This window comes from Pseudomonas sp. CFII64, from assembly GCF_000416235.1.
In the GTDB taxonomy this organism is placed as follows: Bacteria; Pseudomonadota; Gammaproteobacteria; order Pseudomonadales; family Pseudomonadaceae; genus Aquipseudomonas.
Window position 1 is genome coordinate 177,709 of record NZ_ATLO01000047.1, and the last position, 14,984, is coordinate 192,692.

Here is a 14,984-nt window from a genome sequence, read left to right on the forward strand (position 1 = left end):
CGTGGCATTGCGGCCATGATCTTCATCTCTTGAGAGGTTGGAATGACGCGTTGTCTGCTTTGCATACTGGCATTCTTGCTGCTGAGTGCTTGCCAAGGGCCACCTTCGTTGCCGAATATATCCCTTTCGCAGAGCCCGCTTGGGCGTGAGGATTTGGATTCAGGCATGATTCATGACATCAAGAGCGGGCAAGAGCTGACGCCGCAGCAGCTTGCCGAACGGCTCTCCCTGGCACCGCGTGTTCTGGTTGGGGAGCTGCATGATAATCCCGATCACCACGCGTTACAGCTTTGGCTTTTACAGGTATTGGCTGATCGTCGCCAGCAGGGCAGCCTGCTGCTGGAAATGCTCAATCCGGATCAGCAGGCATCGGTTGATGCGGTTCGCGCCGACATCGCCCGGGGCCAATTCCCGCCCGACCTGTCCAAAGCATTGCATTGGCAGAAAGGCTGGGACTGGGCCCTGTATGGTCCGATTGTCAGGTACGCAATCGCGCAACCCTATCCGCTGCTTGCCGCCAATCTGGACACCGCTGAAGTCATGTCGATCTACCAGCAGCCACCGCGAGTCGAGGGCACGTTGTCGTCGTCCCCCAGCGTGCGCGAAAAGTTGCTGGAACAGGTTCGTGCGTCCCATTGCGGCCTGTTGCCCGAAGAACAATTGCCCGCCATGGTCGCCATTCAACAGATGCGTGACCGGCGGATGGCCGAGCGGCTGATGGCTGCCCCGGCTCCGGCGCTGTTGTTTGCCGGGAGCTGGCACGTGCGCAAAGACGTCGGTGTGCCGCTGCATATGGCGGACCTCGGCGCGACAGAGCCGCCAGTCGTACTGATTTTCAGTCAGCTCGGCACCGACGTGGACCCGGCCAGCGCGGATTACGTCTGGTTTACCGCAGCGACTCCCGATCAGGATTATTGCGCCGGGATGCGTAAGCCTGCGCCTGGAAACTGAGCGGCGCAGACCAGGGTTCCTCTTCGGAAATTTCTGTTTTTTGCGTAGTCCTGTTCCTTGAACGTCGGTCAGCCGGTTTGCGAGGTTGAGGCTCATATATCGTCTAGCTCCTGAACTTGCAAAGGATCGAGGCGAGAAATGAGCACAGATATAAAAGCTGACGATGAGCAGTTGGCACGGCGGGCAATCGGCCTGCTTGATCTAATGGCGCTCAATGCAGACGACACCGACCAGCGCATTATCGGTATGTGTCAGCGAGCGCTGACCCCCTTGGGGCCGGTCGCCAGCGTTTGCGTCTATCCAAAGTTTGTCCTGCTGGCCCGCACCGCGCTTGACCGGCTGCGTACGCCTGACATCCGCGTGGTGGCGGCGGTCAATTTCCCGTACGGCTCCGCGAATATCGAGTCTGCGGCGTCCGAAACCCGGGCTGCGGTAATGGCCGGCGCGGATGAAATCGATGTGGTCTACCCGTTTCGCACGCTGCTCTGCGGCGATCAGCAGGTTGGAATGGATCTGGTGGCCGCGTGTCGGGATGCCTGCGGCCCGCGTACCCGCTTGACGGTGACGCTGGAAACCGGCGATCTGCGGGATCCGCAAACGATTCTGGACGCCAGCCGTGGTGCGATCCTGTCGGGTGCGGACTTCATCAAGACCAGCACGGGCAAGGTGGTCGTCAGCGCGACGCCCCAGGCCGCGCGAATCATGCTGGAAAGTATCGCGGAAGTGGGAGGCCAGGTCGGTATCAAGTACGCGGGAGGTATCCGGACGTTCCAGGACGCCAAGCAGTATCTCGACATGACCCAGGCGCGCTTCGGTCCTCATTGGCTGACCGCCGAGCGAGTGCGTATCGGCGCGTCCAGTTTGCTGGACGATCTGCTGATCCAGTTGGGCGTGCTCGCGCCAGGGCCGCAAGGCAACTGTTATTGATGCCGACTTTTTCGCAGGCAAAAAAAGACCCGGCAAAGAGCCGGGTCAAAAACCGTGATTAGCCTGATGAGGAGATAATCTGAAAGTCCGAACCAAGGTCTCTCAGGTATCGGCCAGTCTCGCGACCAGTTGTGATAATCATAGCGATTCTCATTTGCATGTCAACGGTTTATTTTTCCGTTCAGCGTGACGGCTTTCAAAGCTTGGTCTGTCGTGACGTGCCGTTTAATTGATGATTCAGGTCGGCCTTGCGATCAATCGGCAGATCGATCCAGTGAATATCCATGAGCGCCGCCTCGATTGCATACAGCAGCACTTTGGTTGCCCGGAACCCACGCTTGCGTACAGCCTGATACGCCCCGACGGACCCCATTCGCCGTAAATCCGATGGGCTGTGGATACCGACAGCGTGCAACCATTGAGATGACGTTTTACCGAGGTTTTTGAGGTGTTGCAGTTCATCGTTCATCATGCCTCCATGCGATGCTGAGCTCCGACGTTAAACAAACGCAGTTGAACCACAACCAGTGTAGTCCGTGGCCTGTCGGCGTGTAGGAAGGGGAGGCTGCATCGCGATAAACAGCAGAACGGAGGGGGCGGGACGGGCACTAACCAGGCATGCCGACATGCGTTGCGCATGTCGGGATTTTGTATGGCCGTGGGTCAGCTGAGCTATCTGGCCGTGCGATAACGCATACGAGTGCCGAAATTGACCGACATCAGAATCTCGTCCGCCGACAGCTCTGCGGGGAAAAACGCACCGGAGATCTGCGCGTGGGCAATGCTGGCGCCTTCCATGGGCGTATTACGCAAATCCAGCCCGCGCAAATCCGCCGAACGGAAGTAGGCATCAGTAAAGTCGATGCGTTCGGTGTCCAGGGCGCGCAGATCCAGGCCGCGAAAATCACCCCCAGCCAGATCCACGGTGCCGGACCTGGGTTTCTGCAGGTTGAAACCGGCCACATCGTCCTTGCGCAGCAGCGCATACAGGAAGGAATCCAGAATTTTCGGCTGAGTCATAGCGCCTCTCGTTTTTTATTGCGTTGGAATTATGGCGCCAGTATATCGCCACTATTTTCGAGCCGTGAAGCGCTAAATGCCAAACGGCTCGAAGATGTTTCAGAGGCCCGGAAGACGCTGACGAATGTTCTCGACCAGGCTATCCAGATCCGCGCTCTGATTGGTCTGCACGTGTTTGCTATGCAGCACTTCCTCGGCACTCAACGGCTCGCGACTGGCCTGTTGAGCCTCGATCACTTGCAGCGTCGCGTCGGACGGATCGACATTTGCCGCCTGACGCTGGGCCAGCCAGCCAGCAATCACTGCTTGCGGTGCTTCGCAGTCCAGAATCAGGAACGGAACGCCAGTGGCTTCGGCCACTTTGGCGGCGGCTGCGCGCTGGGCCTGCTTGAGATAAGTCGCGTCAACCACCACCGGGAAGCCCGCACGCAACACTACGCCGGCCAACACATGCAGGCTTTCATACGTAGCGATGCTCGCATCGGCGCCGTAAAGCTCGGCGTCCTTGGCTGCGAACAAGCGTTTGCGCTCGACATCGGAGCGCAAGCGGATCGCACCCAGAGATTCGATCAGGCGCATGGCCACATGACTTTTGCCCACAGCCGACACGCCGTGAGTGATCGCCAGGAAGCGGGAAGGGATCGCGCTGTAGCTCTCGGCCAGATTCGCGTAGTTGCGGTACTGACGCAGGGTGGCCCCGCGCTGGACCGGATCGGCATCGGCGGGCAGGCTGAACAGCGCAACCTTGGCGCGCACCAGTGCGCGGTAGGCTTTATAGAAGTTCAGCAGCTCCAGGCCTTGATAATCGCCGGTCAGCTCCAGGTATTGACTGATCAGGCGGCGCGACAGGGATTTCAGGCCGCGATCTTCCAGGTCCATGGCCAGAAAACCGATGTCGGCGTAGACATCGGTCATGCGGAATGGCTCGTTGAACTCGATGCAGTCGAAGATCACGACCTTGTTGTCGATCAGCGTGATGTTGCCCAGGTGAATGTCACCGTGGCATTCGCGGATAAAACCCTCGGCCTTGCGCTGACCCAGTAACGTTTTGAGACGATTGAAGCTGGATTCTGCCCAGGCTTGTAGGGCATCGAGTTGGAGCAGGTCGGCCTTTTCGCTGATTAGCGGGCGAATCTGCTCAAAGTTTTGCAGGACCGGAGCCATGACGCTGTCAGGCGAACCCAGTTCGTTATCGGCCGCGACCACCGGAGCGCTGATATGAAACTGAGCGATCTGGCGAGCCATTTCGTCGATATGCGTGGTGGTCAACTCGCCGTTGGCCTGCAAGGTGCTGAGCAGGCCGCTTTGCGGGAATTGACGCATCTTCAGCGCGTACTCGATGGCTTTGCCTTCGCCGCCCAGCTGTGGGGCGTCGGCCGTGCCGGTAATCGGCAGGACTTCCAGGTACAGGTCTTCGGTCAGGCGCTGGTTCAGACGCAGCTCTTCATTGCAGAAGTGTTCACGAGCCGCCAGGGTCGTGAAGTCGAGGAAGCCGAAGTTGACCGGTTTCTTGAATTTATAGACGTAGGGACCGGTCAGCAGGACCCACGAAATGTGCGTTTCGATGAGTTGGAAACCCTCCACCGGGTGCGGAAAAAGGGCGGGGTTTTGCAGGGCTGCAAGAAGTGACTGGCTCACGGACGATCCTTCAGAAGTGATAATTTGGTGAATGGCTCAAGGCGGCCATTATGGCCGCTTGGCGCAAGCCTGCAAACCGCCGTCAAGGCCGCCTTTCGAACGCTTGCAAAGTGCGTATAATCCGCCGCCATGACTCGTACTCGCTCTTCCCGAACCCCAAAAAAACCTGCCCCCAGCCGCCTGCGCACCTGGATGGGCTGGGCTTTGAAGCTCAGTCTCGTCGGTCTCGTCGTGCTGGCCGGCTTTGCCATCTATCTCGATGCCATCGTCCAGGAGAAGTTTTCCGGCAAGCGCTGGACGATTCCGGCCAAGGTCTACGCACGGCCGCTGGAACTGTTCGTCGGGCAAAAGCTCACCAAGGACGACTTCCTCATCGAGCTTGATGCCTTGGGCTATCGTCGCGAAAGCGTGGCCAACGGCCCTGGCGCGGCGGCGGTGAACGGCAATACGGTTGACCTCAATACCCGTGGCTTCCAGTTTTACGAAGGTGCCGACCCGGCGCAGCAGGTTCGTGTGCGCTTTTCCGGCGACTATGTGGCCGACCTGAGTTCGGGCAATGGCGCGAAGCTCGCGGTGGCCCGCCTTGAGCCGCTGATGATTGGCGGCCTGTACCCGAAAAACCTCGAAGACCGGATCCTGATCAAGCTGGATCAGGCGCCGCCGTATCTGCTCGATACGCTGGTGACTGTCGAAGACCGCGACTTTTATCACCACTTCGGCGTCTCGCCCAAGTCCATCGCCCGCGCGTTCTGGGTCAATGCTTCCGCCGGGCAGATGCGCCAGGGCGGCAGTACGCTGACGCAGCAGCTGGTCAAGAACTTCTATCTGACCAACGAGCGCAGCATCACGCGCAAGCTGACTGAAGCGATGATGGCGGTCTTGCTGGAGATCCATTACAGCAAGCAGGAAATTCTCGAGGCCTACCTCAACGAAGTGTTCGTCGGTCAGGATGGTCAGCGTGCCGTGCACGGTTTCGGTCTGGCCAGCCAGTATTTCTTCAGCCAGCCGTTGTCCGAGCTCAAGCTGCATCAGGTGGCGCTGCTGGTCGGTCTGGTCAAAGGGCCGTCCTACTACAACCCGCGACGCAATCCGGAGCGGGCACTTGAGCGCCGCAATCTGGTCCTTGATCTGCTTGAACAGCAGGGCGTGGCAACGGCCGAAGTGGTCGCCGCCGCGAAGAAAATGCCTTTGGGGGTTACCCGAACCGGCAGTCTGGCCGACAGCTCGTTCCCGGTTTTCCTGGATCTGGTCAAGCGCCAATTGCGCGAAGACTATCGCGACGAAGACTTGACCGAAGAAGGGCTGCGAATCTTCACCAGCTTCGATCCGATCCTGCAGATGAAGTCCGAAGCGGCCATGACCGAGACGTTCAAGAAGCTGAGCGGACGCAAGGGTGTCGACGAAATGGAAGCGGCAATGGTCGTGACCAACCCGGAAACCGGCGAAGTCCAGGCCTTGATCGGCAGCCGCCAGCCGGGCTATGCCGGGTTCAACCGAGCCATCGACGCGGTGCGCCAGATCGGCTCGTTGGTCAAGCCGGTCATTTATCTCACGGCGCTCGAACAGCCGAGCAAGTACACCCTGACCAGTTGGGTGGCCGACGAGCCGTTCCAGGTCAAAGGCGCGGACGGCCAGATCTGGAAGCCGCAGAATTACGATCACAAGGCCCACGGCAATATTTTCCTGTACCAGGGGCTCGCCCACTCCTACAACCTGTCCAGCGCCAAGATCGGCCTGGAACTGGGCGTGCCGAATGTCTTCAAGACCCTTGGCAAGCTGGGTGTGCAGGCTGACTGGCCGACTTATCCGTCGATGCTGCTGGGCGCCGGCTCGTTGAGCCCGATGCAGGTCGCGACGATGTACCAGACCATCGCCAATGGCGGCTTCAATACGCCCATGCGCTCGATTCGCAGCGTCCTGACTGCCGAGGGCGAGCCGCTCAAGCGCTACCCGTTCCAGATTCAGCAGCGCTTTGATCCGGGCTCCATCTATCTGCTGCAGAACGCCATGCAGCGGGTCATGCGCGAAGGTACGGGCAAGTCTGTCTATAACGTGTTGCCAAGCTCGCTGAATCTGGCGGGCAAGTCGGGCACGACCAACGATTCCCGCGACAGTTGGTTTGCGGGTTTCAGCCAGGATTTGCTGGCAGTGGTCTGGATGGGCCGCGATGACAATGGCAAGACGCCTTTTACCGGTGCGACCGGACCATTGCAGGTCTGGACCAGTTTCATGCGCAAGGCCGATCCGTTGCCGCTGGACATGCCGTTGCCGGATAACGTGATTCAGGCGTGGGTCAATGCCGCGACCGGACAAGGCACCGACGCAAGCTGCCCGAATGCTGTCCAGATGCCGTATATTCGCGGCAGCGAACCCGCACCCGGCCCGGCCTGTGGCGGGAATACGGCCCCCGCCGATTCAGTGATGGATTGGGTCAAGGGTTGGTTGAACTAAGCAAAGAGGACATCAAGTGAACAAGTGGTTGATACCAGCGTTAACAGCTCTGGCTTTGCTCAATGGTTGTGCCAGTGTGGAGCGTGGTTCGATTCCTGTAGTCGATTCCAGCTCGAAAGTTTCCAACGGCGAGCGCGTTGCCGCATCGCGTAACGGTGCTTATCGGCCTAATACCGCGCAAGCTCCGGCACAAACCCAGTCCGTTCCGCAGGATTCCGGCGTGGTCGTAATGATCCCCGGCGGCGCGAATGGTGGCGGTTCTGGTGGTACTTTTGCCGCGCCGGCCGAACAGGTGCCGTTCAGCACCAGCGCGCCGATCGATACCTCCGCAAATCAGGCGCCGATCAATACCGCGCCGATCAACAACACCCCTTACAGCGCGCCTGCCGCGTCGGCGCCGACGGGTATTCCTTCGTCGGGCGGTGGCCTGTCGGCGGATGAGCAGCTGGACGGCCCGGTACTGGCATTGCTGACTACCGCACAGCAGCAGCAGAACGGCGGCGACCTCAATGGTGCGTCGTCCAGCCTGGAGCGTGCGCAGCGTGTCGCGCCTCGTGAGCCGCAGGTCATCTATCGTCTGGCGCAGGTGCGTCTGGCCCAGGGCGATGCCGCCCAGGCCGAACAGCTTGCGCAGCGCGGTTTGACCTATGCCAATGGTCGTCCGAGCCTGCAAGCCAGTCTCTGGGACATCATCGCCCAGGCCCGTGAAAAGCAGGGTGATTCAGCCGGTGCTGCCCAGGCCCGCCAGAAAGCCAAGGTTGGCGCATGATGGACAAACGCTTTCCTGAGGTAGCGGAACATCTGCTGCTGATCGAGCGTGAATTGAGAGTGCTGGGGTGGTGGAGCGATTCGCCACCCAGCGAGCAGGCGCTGTCCAGTGTCGAGCCGTTTTGTGTCGACACGCTGGACTTCGAGCAGTGGTTGCAGTGGATCTTCCTGCCGCGCATGAAGATCATTCTTGAGCAGAACCTGCCGCTGCCCAATGCGTCCGGGATTCTCGAAATGGCCGAGATGGTTTACGCCTCTCGCGCCCAGGAAACCCGATACCTGCAACAGCTGCTGGCGCATTTCGATCGATTGATCACCGAGTTCACGTAAGCGCTAGCTCGCGTCCGGCTAAATCGCTCAGCCGCAAAAGTCCTCGATGGCCTTTTGCGTCTCGCTGATCCGATCCTGACGCTCATCTTCCGACAGACGCTTGGTCTCGCCTTCAACCTGCTCACGCACGCGAGGGTTGTTCTGCAGCTGCGCGAGGTTGGTGCGCAGCTTCGTGCAGTTTTCCTTGCGCTTGGCCTCTTCGGTCGCGATCTGTTTCTTGACCTGCTTGTCGATAGCCCGTTGCTGCGCCGCTCCATCAACATCACCCTGTGGCGGCGTCGGGGCCGATGCCGGCGGTGGTGGTTGTGCCGTATTGATCTGCTGCGCGGCCTGTCCCGCCGGAGGCTGGGCGTCGAAGTGAGTGACGCCTTGGGCATCGACCCATTTGAAGATCTGCGCGGCCTGGCTGGTATTGCCGATTGCCAGTGCGAGGAGGGCGGAGAAAATCACGCGACGCATGCTGCTTCCTTGATGTGTTGTTTACCGCGCAAACCTACCATAAGCACCCTCGTGCGGTCCCATCTGGTGGTTTTTCATGCGCTTAGTGTGAAGAAACCTCACGGATTACTTGACTTGGGAGGGTCGAATCACAACAATCCAAAGTTCGCTGTGGAAGGACTGCCAGAAGCAGGCCGTCCCGGTAGATCATGAGGCGCACACCCGCGCCGACCTGTTACACCCGCAACGCGTTACCTCGCGCTGGGTGGGAAAGCCCCGCAACACTCTGGGGTCATCCCAATACTTGCTCAGTCAGTGCTGACGTAGTCGGCGACCACCGTCGCTCATGCTCTGCTTGGCAGTAAAACCTATTAAGACCCGTCCTCGTTTGTGGGCGGTATTCTGGCGTTTTAGAGGTGAACAACGTGGAGCTTTTATCCGGCGGCGAAATGATCGTCCGCTTTTTGCGTGACGAAGGCGTTAAGCATATCTACGGGTACCCTGGCGGCGCCCTCCTGCATGTCTACGATGCCCTGTTCAAAGAACCTGCCGTGAGCCATATCCTTGTTCGTCACGAACAAGCGGCAACGCACATGGCTGATGGCTACGCGCGCGCTACCGGCAAGGCTGGCGTGGTGCTGGTCACCTCGGGCCCTGGCGCAACCAACGCAATCACCGGTATCGCGACGGCCTACATGGACTCGATCCCGATGGTTGTTCTGTCGGGTCAGGTCGCCAGTACGCTGGTGGGCACCGATGCGTTCCAGGAAACCGACATGATCGGTATTTCCCGTCCGATCGTGAAGCACAGCTTCATGATCAAGCACGCCTCGGAAATTCCGGAAGTCCTGAAGAAGGCTTTCTACCTGGCGCAGTCTGGTCGTCCAGGTCCGGTTGTGGTCGATATCCCGAAAGATATGACCAACCCGGCGGAAAAATTCGAATACGTGTTCCCCAAGAAAGCCAAGCTGCGTTCCTACAGCCCGGCGGTTCGTGGTCATTCCGGCCAGATCCGCAAAGCCGTGGAAATGCTCCTGGCAGCCAAGCGTCCGATCATCTACGCCGGCGGCGGTGTGATTCTGGGTAATGGCTCCGAGCCACTGACCGAACTGGCTCAGGCGCTTAATGCTCCTGTGACCAATACCTTGATGGGCCTGGGCGGCTATCCGGGTATGGATCGCCAGTTCCTGGGCATGCTCGGGATGCACGGCAGCTATACCGCCAACCTGGCGATGCACCACGCTGATGTGATCCTGGCAGTGGGCGCGCGTTTCGACGATCGCGTGATCAACGGCGCGGCGAAGTTCTGCCCGAACGCCAAGATCATCCACATCGACATCGATCCGGCATCGATCTCCAAAACCATCAAGGCTGACGTGCCTATCGTCGGTCCGGTGGAAAGTGTGTTGACCGAAATGGTTGCCACCTTGAAGGATATCGGCGAAACCCCGGACAAGACGCTGGTCGCCAACTGGTGGAAGCAGATCGACGAGTGGCGCGGTGATCGCGACATGTTCCCGTACAACCCGGGCGACGGCAGCGTCATCAAGCCGCAGAAAGTCATCGAGACACTGTGCGAAGTGACCAAGGGCGACGCTTACATCACGTCCGACGTGGGCCAGCACCAGATGTTTGCGGCGCAGTATTACCGCTTCAATAAACCCAATCGCTGGATCAACTCCGGCGGCCTGGGCACCATGGGCTTCGGTTTCCCCGCAGCCATGGGCGTCAAGTTGAGCTTCCCGGACGCGGACGTTGCCTGCGTGACAGGTGAAGGCAGTATCCAGATGAACATTCAGGAACTGTCGACCTGCCTGCAATACGACTTGCCGGTGAAGATCATCCTGCTCAACAACGGCGTACTCGGCATGGTTCGCCAGTGGCAGGACATGAGCTACAGCGGTCGTCACTCGCACTCTTATATGGAGTCGCTGCCTGACTTCGTGAAGCTGGTCGAGGCCTATGGCCACGTCGGCATGCGCATCACCGACCTCAAAGACTTGAAGCCGATGATGGAAGAAGCCTTCGCCATGAAGGATCGTCTGGTGTTTATCGATATTCAGGTCGACGTCACCGAGCACGTCTACCCGATGCAGATCAAAGACGGCTCCATGCGCGATATGTGGCTGAGCAAGACGGAGCGGACTTAATCATGCGGCACATCATTTCCCTTTTGCTGGAAAACGAACCGGGTGCCTTGTCTCGCGTCGTGGGCCTGTTTTCGCAGCGTAACTACAACATCGAAAGCCTGACTGTGGCGCCGACTGAAGACCCGACCCTGTCGCGCCTGACGTTGACCACCGTGGGCCAGGATGAGGTGATCGAGCAGATCACCAAAAACCTCAACAAGCTGGTCGAAGTGGTCAAGCTGGTGGATCTGTCGGAAAGCGCCCATATCGAGCGCGAGCTGATGCTGATCAAGGTCAAGGCCACCGGCGCCCAGCGCGCCGAGATCAAGCGCACCACGGATATCTTCCGTGGGCAAATCGTTGACGTTTCAGCCAGTGTCTATACCGTGCAACTGACCGGTACGAGCGACAAGCTGGACAGCTTCATTCAGGCCATCGGCACTGCTGCCATCCTGGAAACAGTACGTAGCGGCGTTACGGGCATTGCCCGCGGCGACAAAGTGCTGAGCATCTAACCCAATTAAGCAAATGGCCTGAACGGCCGGGATAACAAAGGAAATTTCATGAAAGTTTATTACGACAAAGACTGCGACCTTTCGATCATCCAGGGCAAAAAAGTTGCCATCATCGGTTACGGTTCCCAAGGCCACGCTCAGGCGTGCAACCTGAAAGACTCCGGCGTTGATGTCACTGTCGGCCTGCGCAAGGGTTCGCCTACCGTCGCCAAAGCTGAAGCCCACGGCTTGAAAGTGACTGACGTTGCTTCCGCTGTCGCTGCTGCTGATGTGGTCATGATCCTGACTCCAGACGAGTTCCAGTCCGCGCTGTACAAGAACGAAGTCGAGCCTAACCTGAAACAAGGCGCAACACTGGCCTTCTCCCACGGTTTCGCGATTCACTACAACCAGGTCGTGCCGCGCGCAGACCTGGACGTAATCATGATCGCTCCTAAAGCGCCGGGTCACACCGTGCGTACCGAGTTCGTCAAAGGCGGCGGTATTCCCGACCTGATCGCGATCTACCAGGATGCTTCGGGCAACGCCAAAAACGTTGCGCTGTCCTACGCTTCGGGCGTTGGTGGCGGTCGTACCGGCATCATCGAAACCACCTTCAAGGACGAAACCGAAACCGACCTGTTCGGCGAGCAAGCCGTTCTGTGTGGCGGTACCGTTGAGCTGGTCAAGGCAGGTTTCGAAACGCTGGTTGAAGCCGGCTACGCTCCAGAAATGGCCTACTTCGAATGCCTGCACGAATTGAAGCTGATCGTTGACCTCATGTACGAAGGCGGTATCGCCAACATGAACTACTCGATCTCCAACAACGCCGAATACGGCGAATACGTGACCGGTCCAGAAGTCATCAACGCTGAATCCCGTCAAGCCATGCGCAACGCTCTCAAGCGCATCCAGGATGGTGAATACGCGAAGATGTTCATCAGCGAAGGCGCCACCGGCTACCCTTCGATGACCGCCAAGCGTCGTAACAACGCTGCGCACGGCATCGAAATCATCGGCGAGCAACTGCGCTCGATGATGCCTTGGATCGCAGCGAACAAGATCGTCGACAAAGACAAGAACTAAGTCTTTCGACTTCGTTCTGCAATACGGAAACGCGGCCAATTGGCCGCGTTTTTTCGTATGGGCCTGACGCTTCTGGTATAAAGCTGCATCGTTTGCCGACGAACCCTCGTCGCAGACATCTGTCGAAATTTTCCACACCGTTGCAAGGTAAAGTCCATGAGCGAACGTCCTGAAGAGCCAAGCAAGGCCTCTGACGCCGAAAGCCTGCTACCGATCGATGAGCATATTGAAGAAGGGCATGACGCCGAAGGGCGCAAGGTCCGGCATCGCGGTATCTATCTGCTGCCAAACCTGTTTACTACGGCGAATCTGTTTGCCGGCTTTTATTCCATCATCAGCTCGATGAGCGCCCAGAGTGCATTGAGTGCCGGGGATGCTGCTGGGGCGAGCAAGTATTTTGCGTTTGCCGCAATCGCCATTTTCGTCGCCATGGTTCTGGATGGCCTGGATGGTCGGGTGGCGCGTATGACCAATACTCAAAGCGCCTTCGGTGCCGAATACGATTCCTTATCCGACATGGTTGCCTTCGGCGTCGCACCCGCGTTACTGGCATTCGGCTGGGCGTTGGGCGACATGGGTAAAGTGGGCTGGATGGTTGCCTTCATTTATGTCGCGGGCGCTGCACTGCGTCTGGCGCGCTTCAACACCCAGGTCGGCAAAGCCGACAAACGCTATTTCATCGGCTTGGCGAGCCCTGCTGCGGCAGGCGTCGTGGCCGGGACGGTGTGGGCGTTCAGCGACTACGGAATCCAGGGCTCGAAGCTGTCATTCCTGGTGGCATTGTTGGTAGCGGCTGCCGGGATGCTGATGGTCAGCAACATCAAGTACAACAGCTTCAAGGAGCTGGATCTCAAGGGTCGCGTTCCCTTCGTCGCAATCCTCGCGGTCGTTTTGGTGTTTGCCGTGGTATTCAGCGATCCGCCGCGCATCTTGCTGCTGATTTTCCTCGCCTATGCAGCATCCGGTCCGGTTCAATATTTGTTACGACTGCGTCGTCACAGATCTGCCGAGTGATTTAATTTTCCCCCATACTCCACAGTCTATTGGTGCATCAGTTCCCCATAGACTGCGGAGTCATCATGCTAATCAAGCTTTCCTCGTCGTCTGACTGCAAAGAGTCGGACGTCACGCCTGAATCCCTCTATCTCTCCCGACGCGCGCTGTTGGGCAGCTCGATTGCAGGTTTGGCCGTCAGTGCCATGCCGCGCTGGGCCAGCGCTGCTGATCCTTCCCGCTATGCCGATGTCGAACCAGGCAAGGCGCCATCTTGGTTTGCGGAAAAACTTCCTTCGACGAAATGGCAAGCGGTCAACGTCAAGGATGAGGCGATCACGCCTTTCAAGGATGCGACCCACTACAACAACTTCTATGAGTTCGGTACCGACAAAGGGGATCCGGCGCAAAACGCCGGTTCGCTGAAGACCGAGCCATGGAGCGTGGTCATCGACGGCGAGGTTGCAAAGCCGGGTCGCTACGCGCTCGAAGACTTCATGAAACCGTATCAGTTGGAAGAGCGCATCTACCGGCTACGTTGCGTCGAGGCCTGGTCAATGGTCATCCCCTGGATAGGTTTCCCTATCTCGGAATTGCTTAAGCAGGTCGAGCCGACCGCCAAGGCAAAATACATCCGCTTCGAGACCTTGCAGGACCCGAAAACCATGCCGGGTCAGCGCTCCGGCTTTGCCTTGATCGATTGGCCTTATGTAGAAGGCTTGCGGCTCGACGAGGCAATGAATCCGTTGGCCATTCTTGCTGTAGGCATGTATGGCCGCGAATTGCCCAACCAGAACGGCGCGCCGCTGCGCTTGGTGGTGCCATGGAAGTATGGCTTCAAGAGTGTGAAATCCATTGTGCGCATCAGCCTCGTCAGTGAGCAGCCCAAAACCACCTGGCAGAGTATTGCCGTCAGCGAGTACGGCTTTTATGCCAACGTAAACCCGACTGTCGACCACCCGCGCTGGACGCAGGCGCATGAGCGTCGGCTGCCGAGTGGGCTGTTCAGCCCCAATATCCGGCAGACCGAAATGTTCAACGGCTATGGAGAGGAGGTCGCTTCCTTATATACGGGCCTCGATTTGCGGAAGAATTATTGATGCGATACCCGTTCTGGCGCCTCGGCGTCTTTCTGGCTGCCTGTGTTGCACCAATCCTTTGGCTTTATCAGGCATGGATTTTCGCTTTGGGGCCTGATCCCGGAAAGGTTCTGGTGGACCGCTTGGGATTGGGCACCTTGATCCTGCTGTTGATCACTCTGGCAATGACGCCGTTGCAGCGCATGACCGGTTGGCCGGGCTGGATTTCGGTGCGTCGGCAGCTTGGGCTCTGGTGCTTTGCTTACGTCGTCATGCATATGAGCGCGTATGCAGTATTCATCCTTGGGCTGGACTGGGCGCAGTTGGGTACGGAACTGGTCAAGCGGCCCTACATTATCGTGGGAAGCCTGGCTTTCTTGTGTTTGCTGGCGCTGGCTGTGACTTCCAATCGCTACAGTCAGCGGCGATTGGGAGCCCGATGGAAGCAGCTTCATCGGCTTATATATGTGATTTTAGGGTTGGGGCTGTTGCATATGCTCTGGATTGTCAGGGCGGATCTAAAGGAATGGGCGCTTTATGCTGTTATTGGCATAGCGCTTGTTCTTATGCGAATCCCAATGATTGCTCGGCGAATCCAGCGTGTTAGACAGAAAAAGAATGTTCCTGTAATAAAAACGTAAATTAAGGATTGACGGCCTCTCGAATCTGTCTATAATTCG

Annotated in this window: 15 protein-coding genes; 11 read left to right on the forward strand and 4 right to left on the reverse strand. The window is 58.3% G+C overall.

All coding sequences use genetic code 11. The features are described 5' to 3' along the window. Positions 1–42: 42 nt before the first annotated feature. Entirely contained in the window at positions 43–951 is a 909-nt protein-coding gene (locus CFII64_RS22860) for a ChaN family lipoprotein (RefSeq protein ID WP_044901626.1), read from the forward strand. 138 nt (positions 952–1,089) lie between these two features. Next, entirely contained in the window at positions 1,090–1,878 is a 789-nt protein-coding gene (gene deoC, locus CFII64_RS22865) for a deoxyribose-phosphate aldolase (protein WP_020293225.1), read from the forward strand. Between the two features lie 196 nt (positions 1,879–2,074). Here the strand turns inward: deoC and CFII64_RS22870 are convergent, their stop codons facing one another. The 3 genes from CFII64_RS22870 to CFII64_RS22880 all read right to left on the reverse strand — a co-directional run bounded on the left by CFII64_RS22870 (position 2,075) and on the right by CFII64_RS22880 (position 4,536). Then, positions 2,075–2,347 (reverse strand): TfoX/Sxy family protein, encoded by a 273-nt coding sequence (locus CFII64_RS22870; protein WP_020293226.1) that lies wholly within the window; start codon positions 2,345–2,347, stop codon positions 2,075–2,077. Between the two features lie 203 nt (positions 2,348–2,550). Beyond that, positions 2,551–2,898 carry a pentapeptide repeat-containing protein gene (locus CFII64_RS22875; protein WP_020293227.1) on the reverse strand — a complete coding sequence of 116 codons (348 nt, stop codon included), beginning with the start codon at positions 2,896–2,898 and terminating at the stop codon, positions 2,551–2,553. A gap of 99 nt (positions 2,899–2,997) precedes the next feature. Further along, positions 2,998–4,536 carry a bifunctional aminoglycoside phosphotransferase/ATP-binding protein gene (locus CFII64_RS22880; RefSeq protein WP_020293228.1) on the reverse strand — a complete coding sequence of 513 codons (1,539 nt, stop codon included), beginning with the start codon at positions 4,534–4,536 and terminating at the stop codon, positions 2,998–3,000. Between the two features lie 129 nt (positions 4,537–4,665). Between CFII64_RS22880 and mrcB the strand changes: the two genes are divergently transcribed. From mrcB to CFII64_RS22895, 3 genes are read left to right on the forward strand one after another with little or no spacing between them, the layout of a single operon-like run. Further along, on the forward strand, positions 4,666–6,987 hold the full coding sequence (gene mrcB, locus CFII64_RS22885; protein ID WP_020293229.1) for a penicillin-binding protein 1B: 2,322 nt from the start codon (positions 4,666–4,668) through the stop codon (positions 6,985–6,987). Positions 6,988–7,003: 16 nt separating this feature from the next. Then, positions 7,004–7,756 carry a M48 family metallopeptidase gene (locus CFII64_RS22890; protein ID WP_020293230.1) on the forward strand — a complete coding sequence of 251 codons (753 nt, stop codon included), beginning with the start codon at positions 7,004–7,006 and terminating at the stop codon, positions 7,754–7,756. After that, positions 7,756–8,085 carry a YqcC family protein gene (locus CFII64_RS22895; protein ID WP_020293231.1) on the forward strand — a complete coding sequence of 110 codons (330 nt, stop codon included), beginning with the start codon at positions 7,756–7,758 and terminating at the stop codon, positions 8,083–8,085. Before CFII64_RS22890 ends, CFII64_RS22895 begins: the two co-directional genes overlap by 1 nt. A gap of 27 nt (positions 8,086–8,112) precedes the next feature. Here the strand turns inward: CFII64_RS22895 and CFII64_RS22900 are convergent, their stop codons facing one another. Further along, positions 8,113–8,544, reverse strand: coding sequence for a DUF4124 domain-containing protein (locus tag CFII64_RS22900; RefSeq protein ID WP_020293232.1), 432 nt, complete (start codon positions 8,542–8,544; stop codon positions 8,113–8,115). Between the two features lie 404 nt (positions 8,545–8,948). Here CFII64_RS22900 and CFII64_RS22905 point away from each other — a divergent pair, with 404 nt between their 5' ends. The 6 genes from CFII64_RS22905 (at position 8,949) to msrQ (ending at position 14,945) form a co-directional block, all read left to right on the forward strand. Next, a complete protein-coding gene (locus tag CFII64_RS22905; RefSeq protein ID WP_020293233.1) occupies positions 8,949–10,673 on the forward strand; it encodes an acetolactate synthase 3 large subunit in 1,725 nt (574 codons plus the stop codon). A gap of 2 nt (positions 10,674–10,675) precedes the next feature. Beyond that, positions 10,676–11,167, forward strand: coding sequence for an acetolactate synthase small subunit (gene ilvN, locus CFII64_RS22910; RefSeq protein WP_020293234.1), 492 nt, complete (start codon positions 10,676–10,678; stop codon positions 11,165–11,167). Between the two features lie 48 nt (positions 11,168–11,215). Further along, complete coding sequence (gene ilvC, locus CFII64_RS22915; protein WP_020293235.1) at positions 11,216–12,232, forward strand: ketol-acid reductoisomerase; 1,017 nt, start codon at positions 11,216–11,218, stop codon at positions 12,230–12,232. A gap of 156 nt (positions 12,233–12,388) precedes the next feature. Beyond that, positions 12,389–13,246 (forward strand): CDP-diacylglycerol--serine O-phosphatidyltransferase, encoded by an 858-nt coding sequence (gene pssA, locus CFII64_RS22920; protein ID WP_020293236.1) that lies wholly within the window; start codon positions 12,389–12,391, stop codon positions 13,244–13,246. Positions 13,247–13,311: 65 nt separating this feature from the next. Further along, positions 13,312–14,325, forward strand: a complete 1,014-nt coding sequence (gene msrP, locus CFII64_RS22925) for a protein-methionine-sulfoxide reductase catalytic subunit MsrP (protein ID WP_020293237.1) — start codon at positions 13,312–13,314, stop codon at positions 14,323–14,325. Beyond that, the gene (msrQ, locus tag CFII64_RS22930) at positions 14,325–14,945 is read left to right on the forward strand and encodes a protein-methionine-sulfoxide reductase heme-binding subunit MsrQ (protein ID WP_020293238.1); all 621 of its coding nucleotides are present in this window, start codon (positions 14,325–14,327) and stop codon (positions 14,943–14,945) included. Before msrP ends, msrQ begins: the two co-directional genes overlap by 1 nt. Positions 14,946–14,984 lie beyond the last annotated feature (39 nt).

Excerpts from the sequence above, each read along its gene's own strand:
- CFII64_RS22860 (WP_044901626.1), top strand. The coding sequence starts at position 43 with ATGACGCGTTGTCTGCTTTGCATACTGGCATTCTTGCTGCTGAGTGCT.
- deoC (WP_020293225.1), top strand. The coding sequence starts at position 1,090 with ATGAGCACAGATATAAAAGCTGACGATGAGCAGTTGGCACGGCGGGCA.
- CFII64_RS22870 (WP_020293226.1), bottom strand. The coding sequence starts at position 2,347 with ATGAACGATGAACTGCAACACCTCAAAAACCTCGGTAAAACGTCATCT.
- CFII64_RS22875 (WP_020293227.1), bottom strand. The coding sequence starts at position 2,898 with ATGACTCAGCCGAAAATTCTGGATTCCTTCCTGTATGCGCTGCTGCGC.
- mrcB (WP_020293229.1), top strand. The coding sequence starts at position 4,666 with ATGACTCGTACTCGCTCTTCCCGAACCCCAAAAAAACCTGCCCCCAGC.
- CFII64_RS22895 (WP_020293231.1), top strand. The coding sequence starts at position 7,756 with ATGGACAAACGCTTTCCTGAGGTAGCGGAACATCTGCTGCTGATCGAG.
- CFII64_RS22900 (WP_020293232.1), bottom strand. The coding sequence starts at position 8,544 with ATGCGTCGCGTGATTTTCTCCGCCCTCCTCGCACTGGCAATCGGCAAT.
- ilvN (WP_020293234.1), top strand. The coding sequence starts at position 10,676 with ATGCGGCACATCATTTCCCTTTTGCTGGAAAACGAACCGGGTGCCTTG.
- ilvC (WP_020293235.1), top strand. The coding sequence starts at position 11,216 with ATGAAAGTTTATTACGACAAAGACTGCGACCTTTCGATCATCCAGGGC.
- pssA (WP_020293236.1), top strand. The coding sequence starts at position 12,389 with ATGAGCGAACGTCCTGAAGAGCCAAGCAAGGCCTCTGACGCCGAAAGC.
- msrP (WP_020293237.1), top strand. The coding sequence starts at position 13,312 with ATGCTAATCAAGCTTTCCTCGTCGTCTGACTGCAAAGAGTCGGACGTC.
- msrQ (WP_020293238.1), top strand. The coding sequence starts at position 14,325 with ATGCGATACCCGTTCTGGCGCCTCGGCGTCTTTCTGGCTGCCTGTGTT.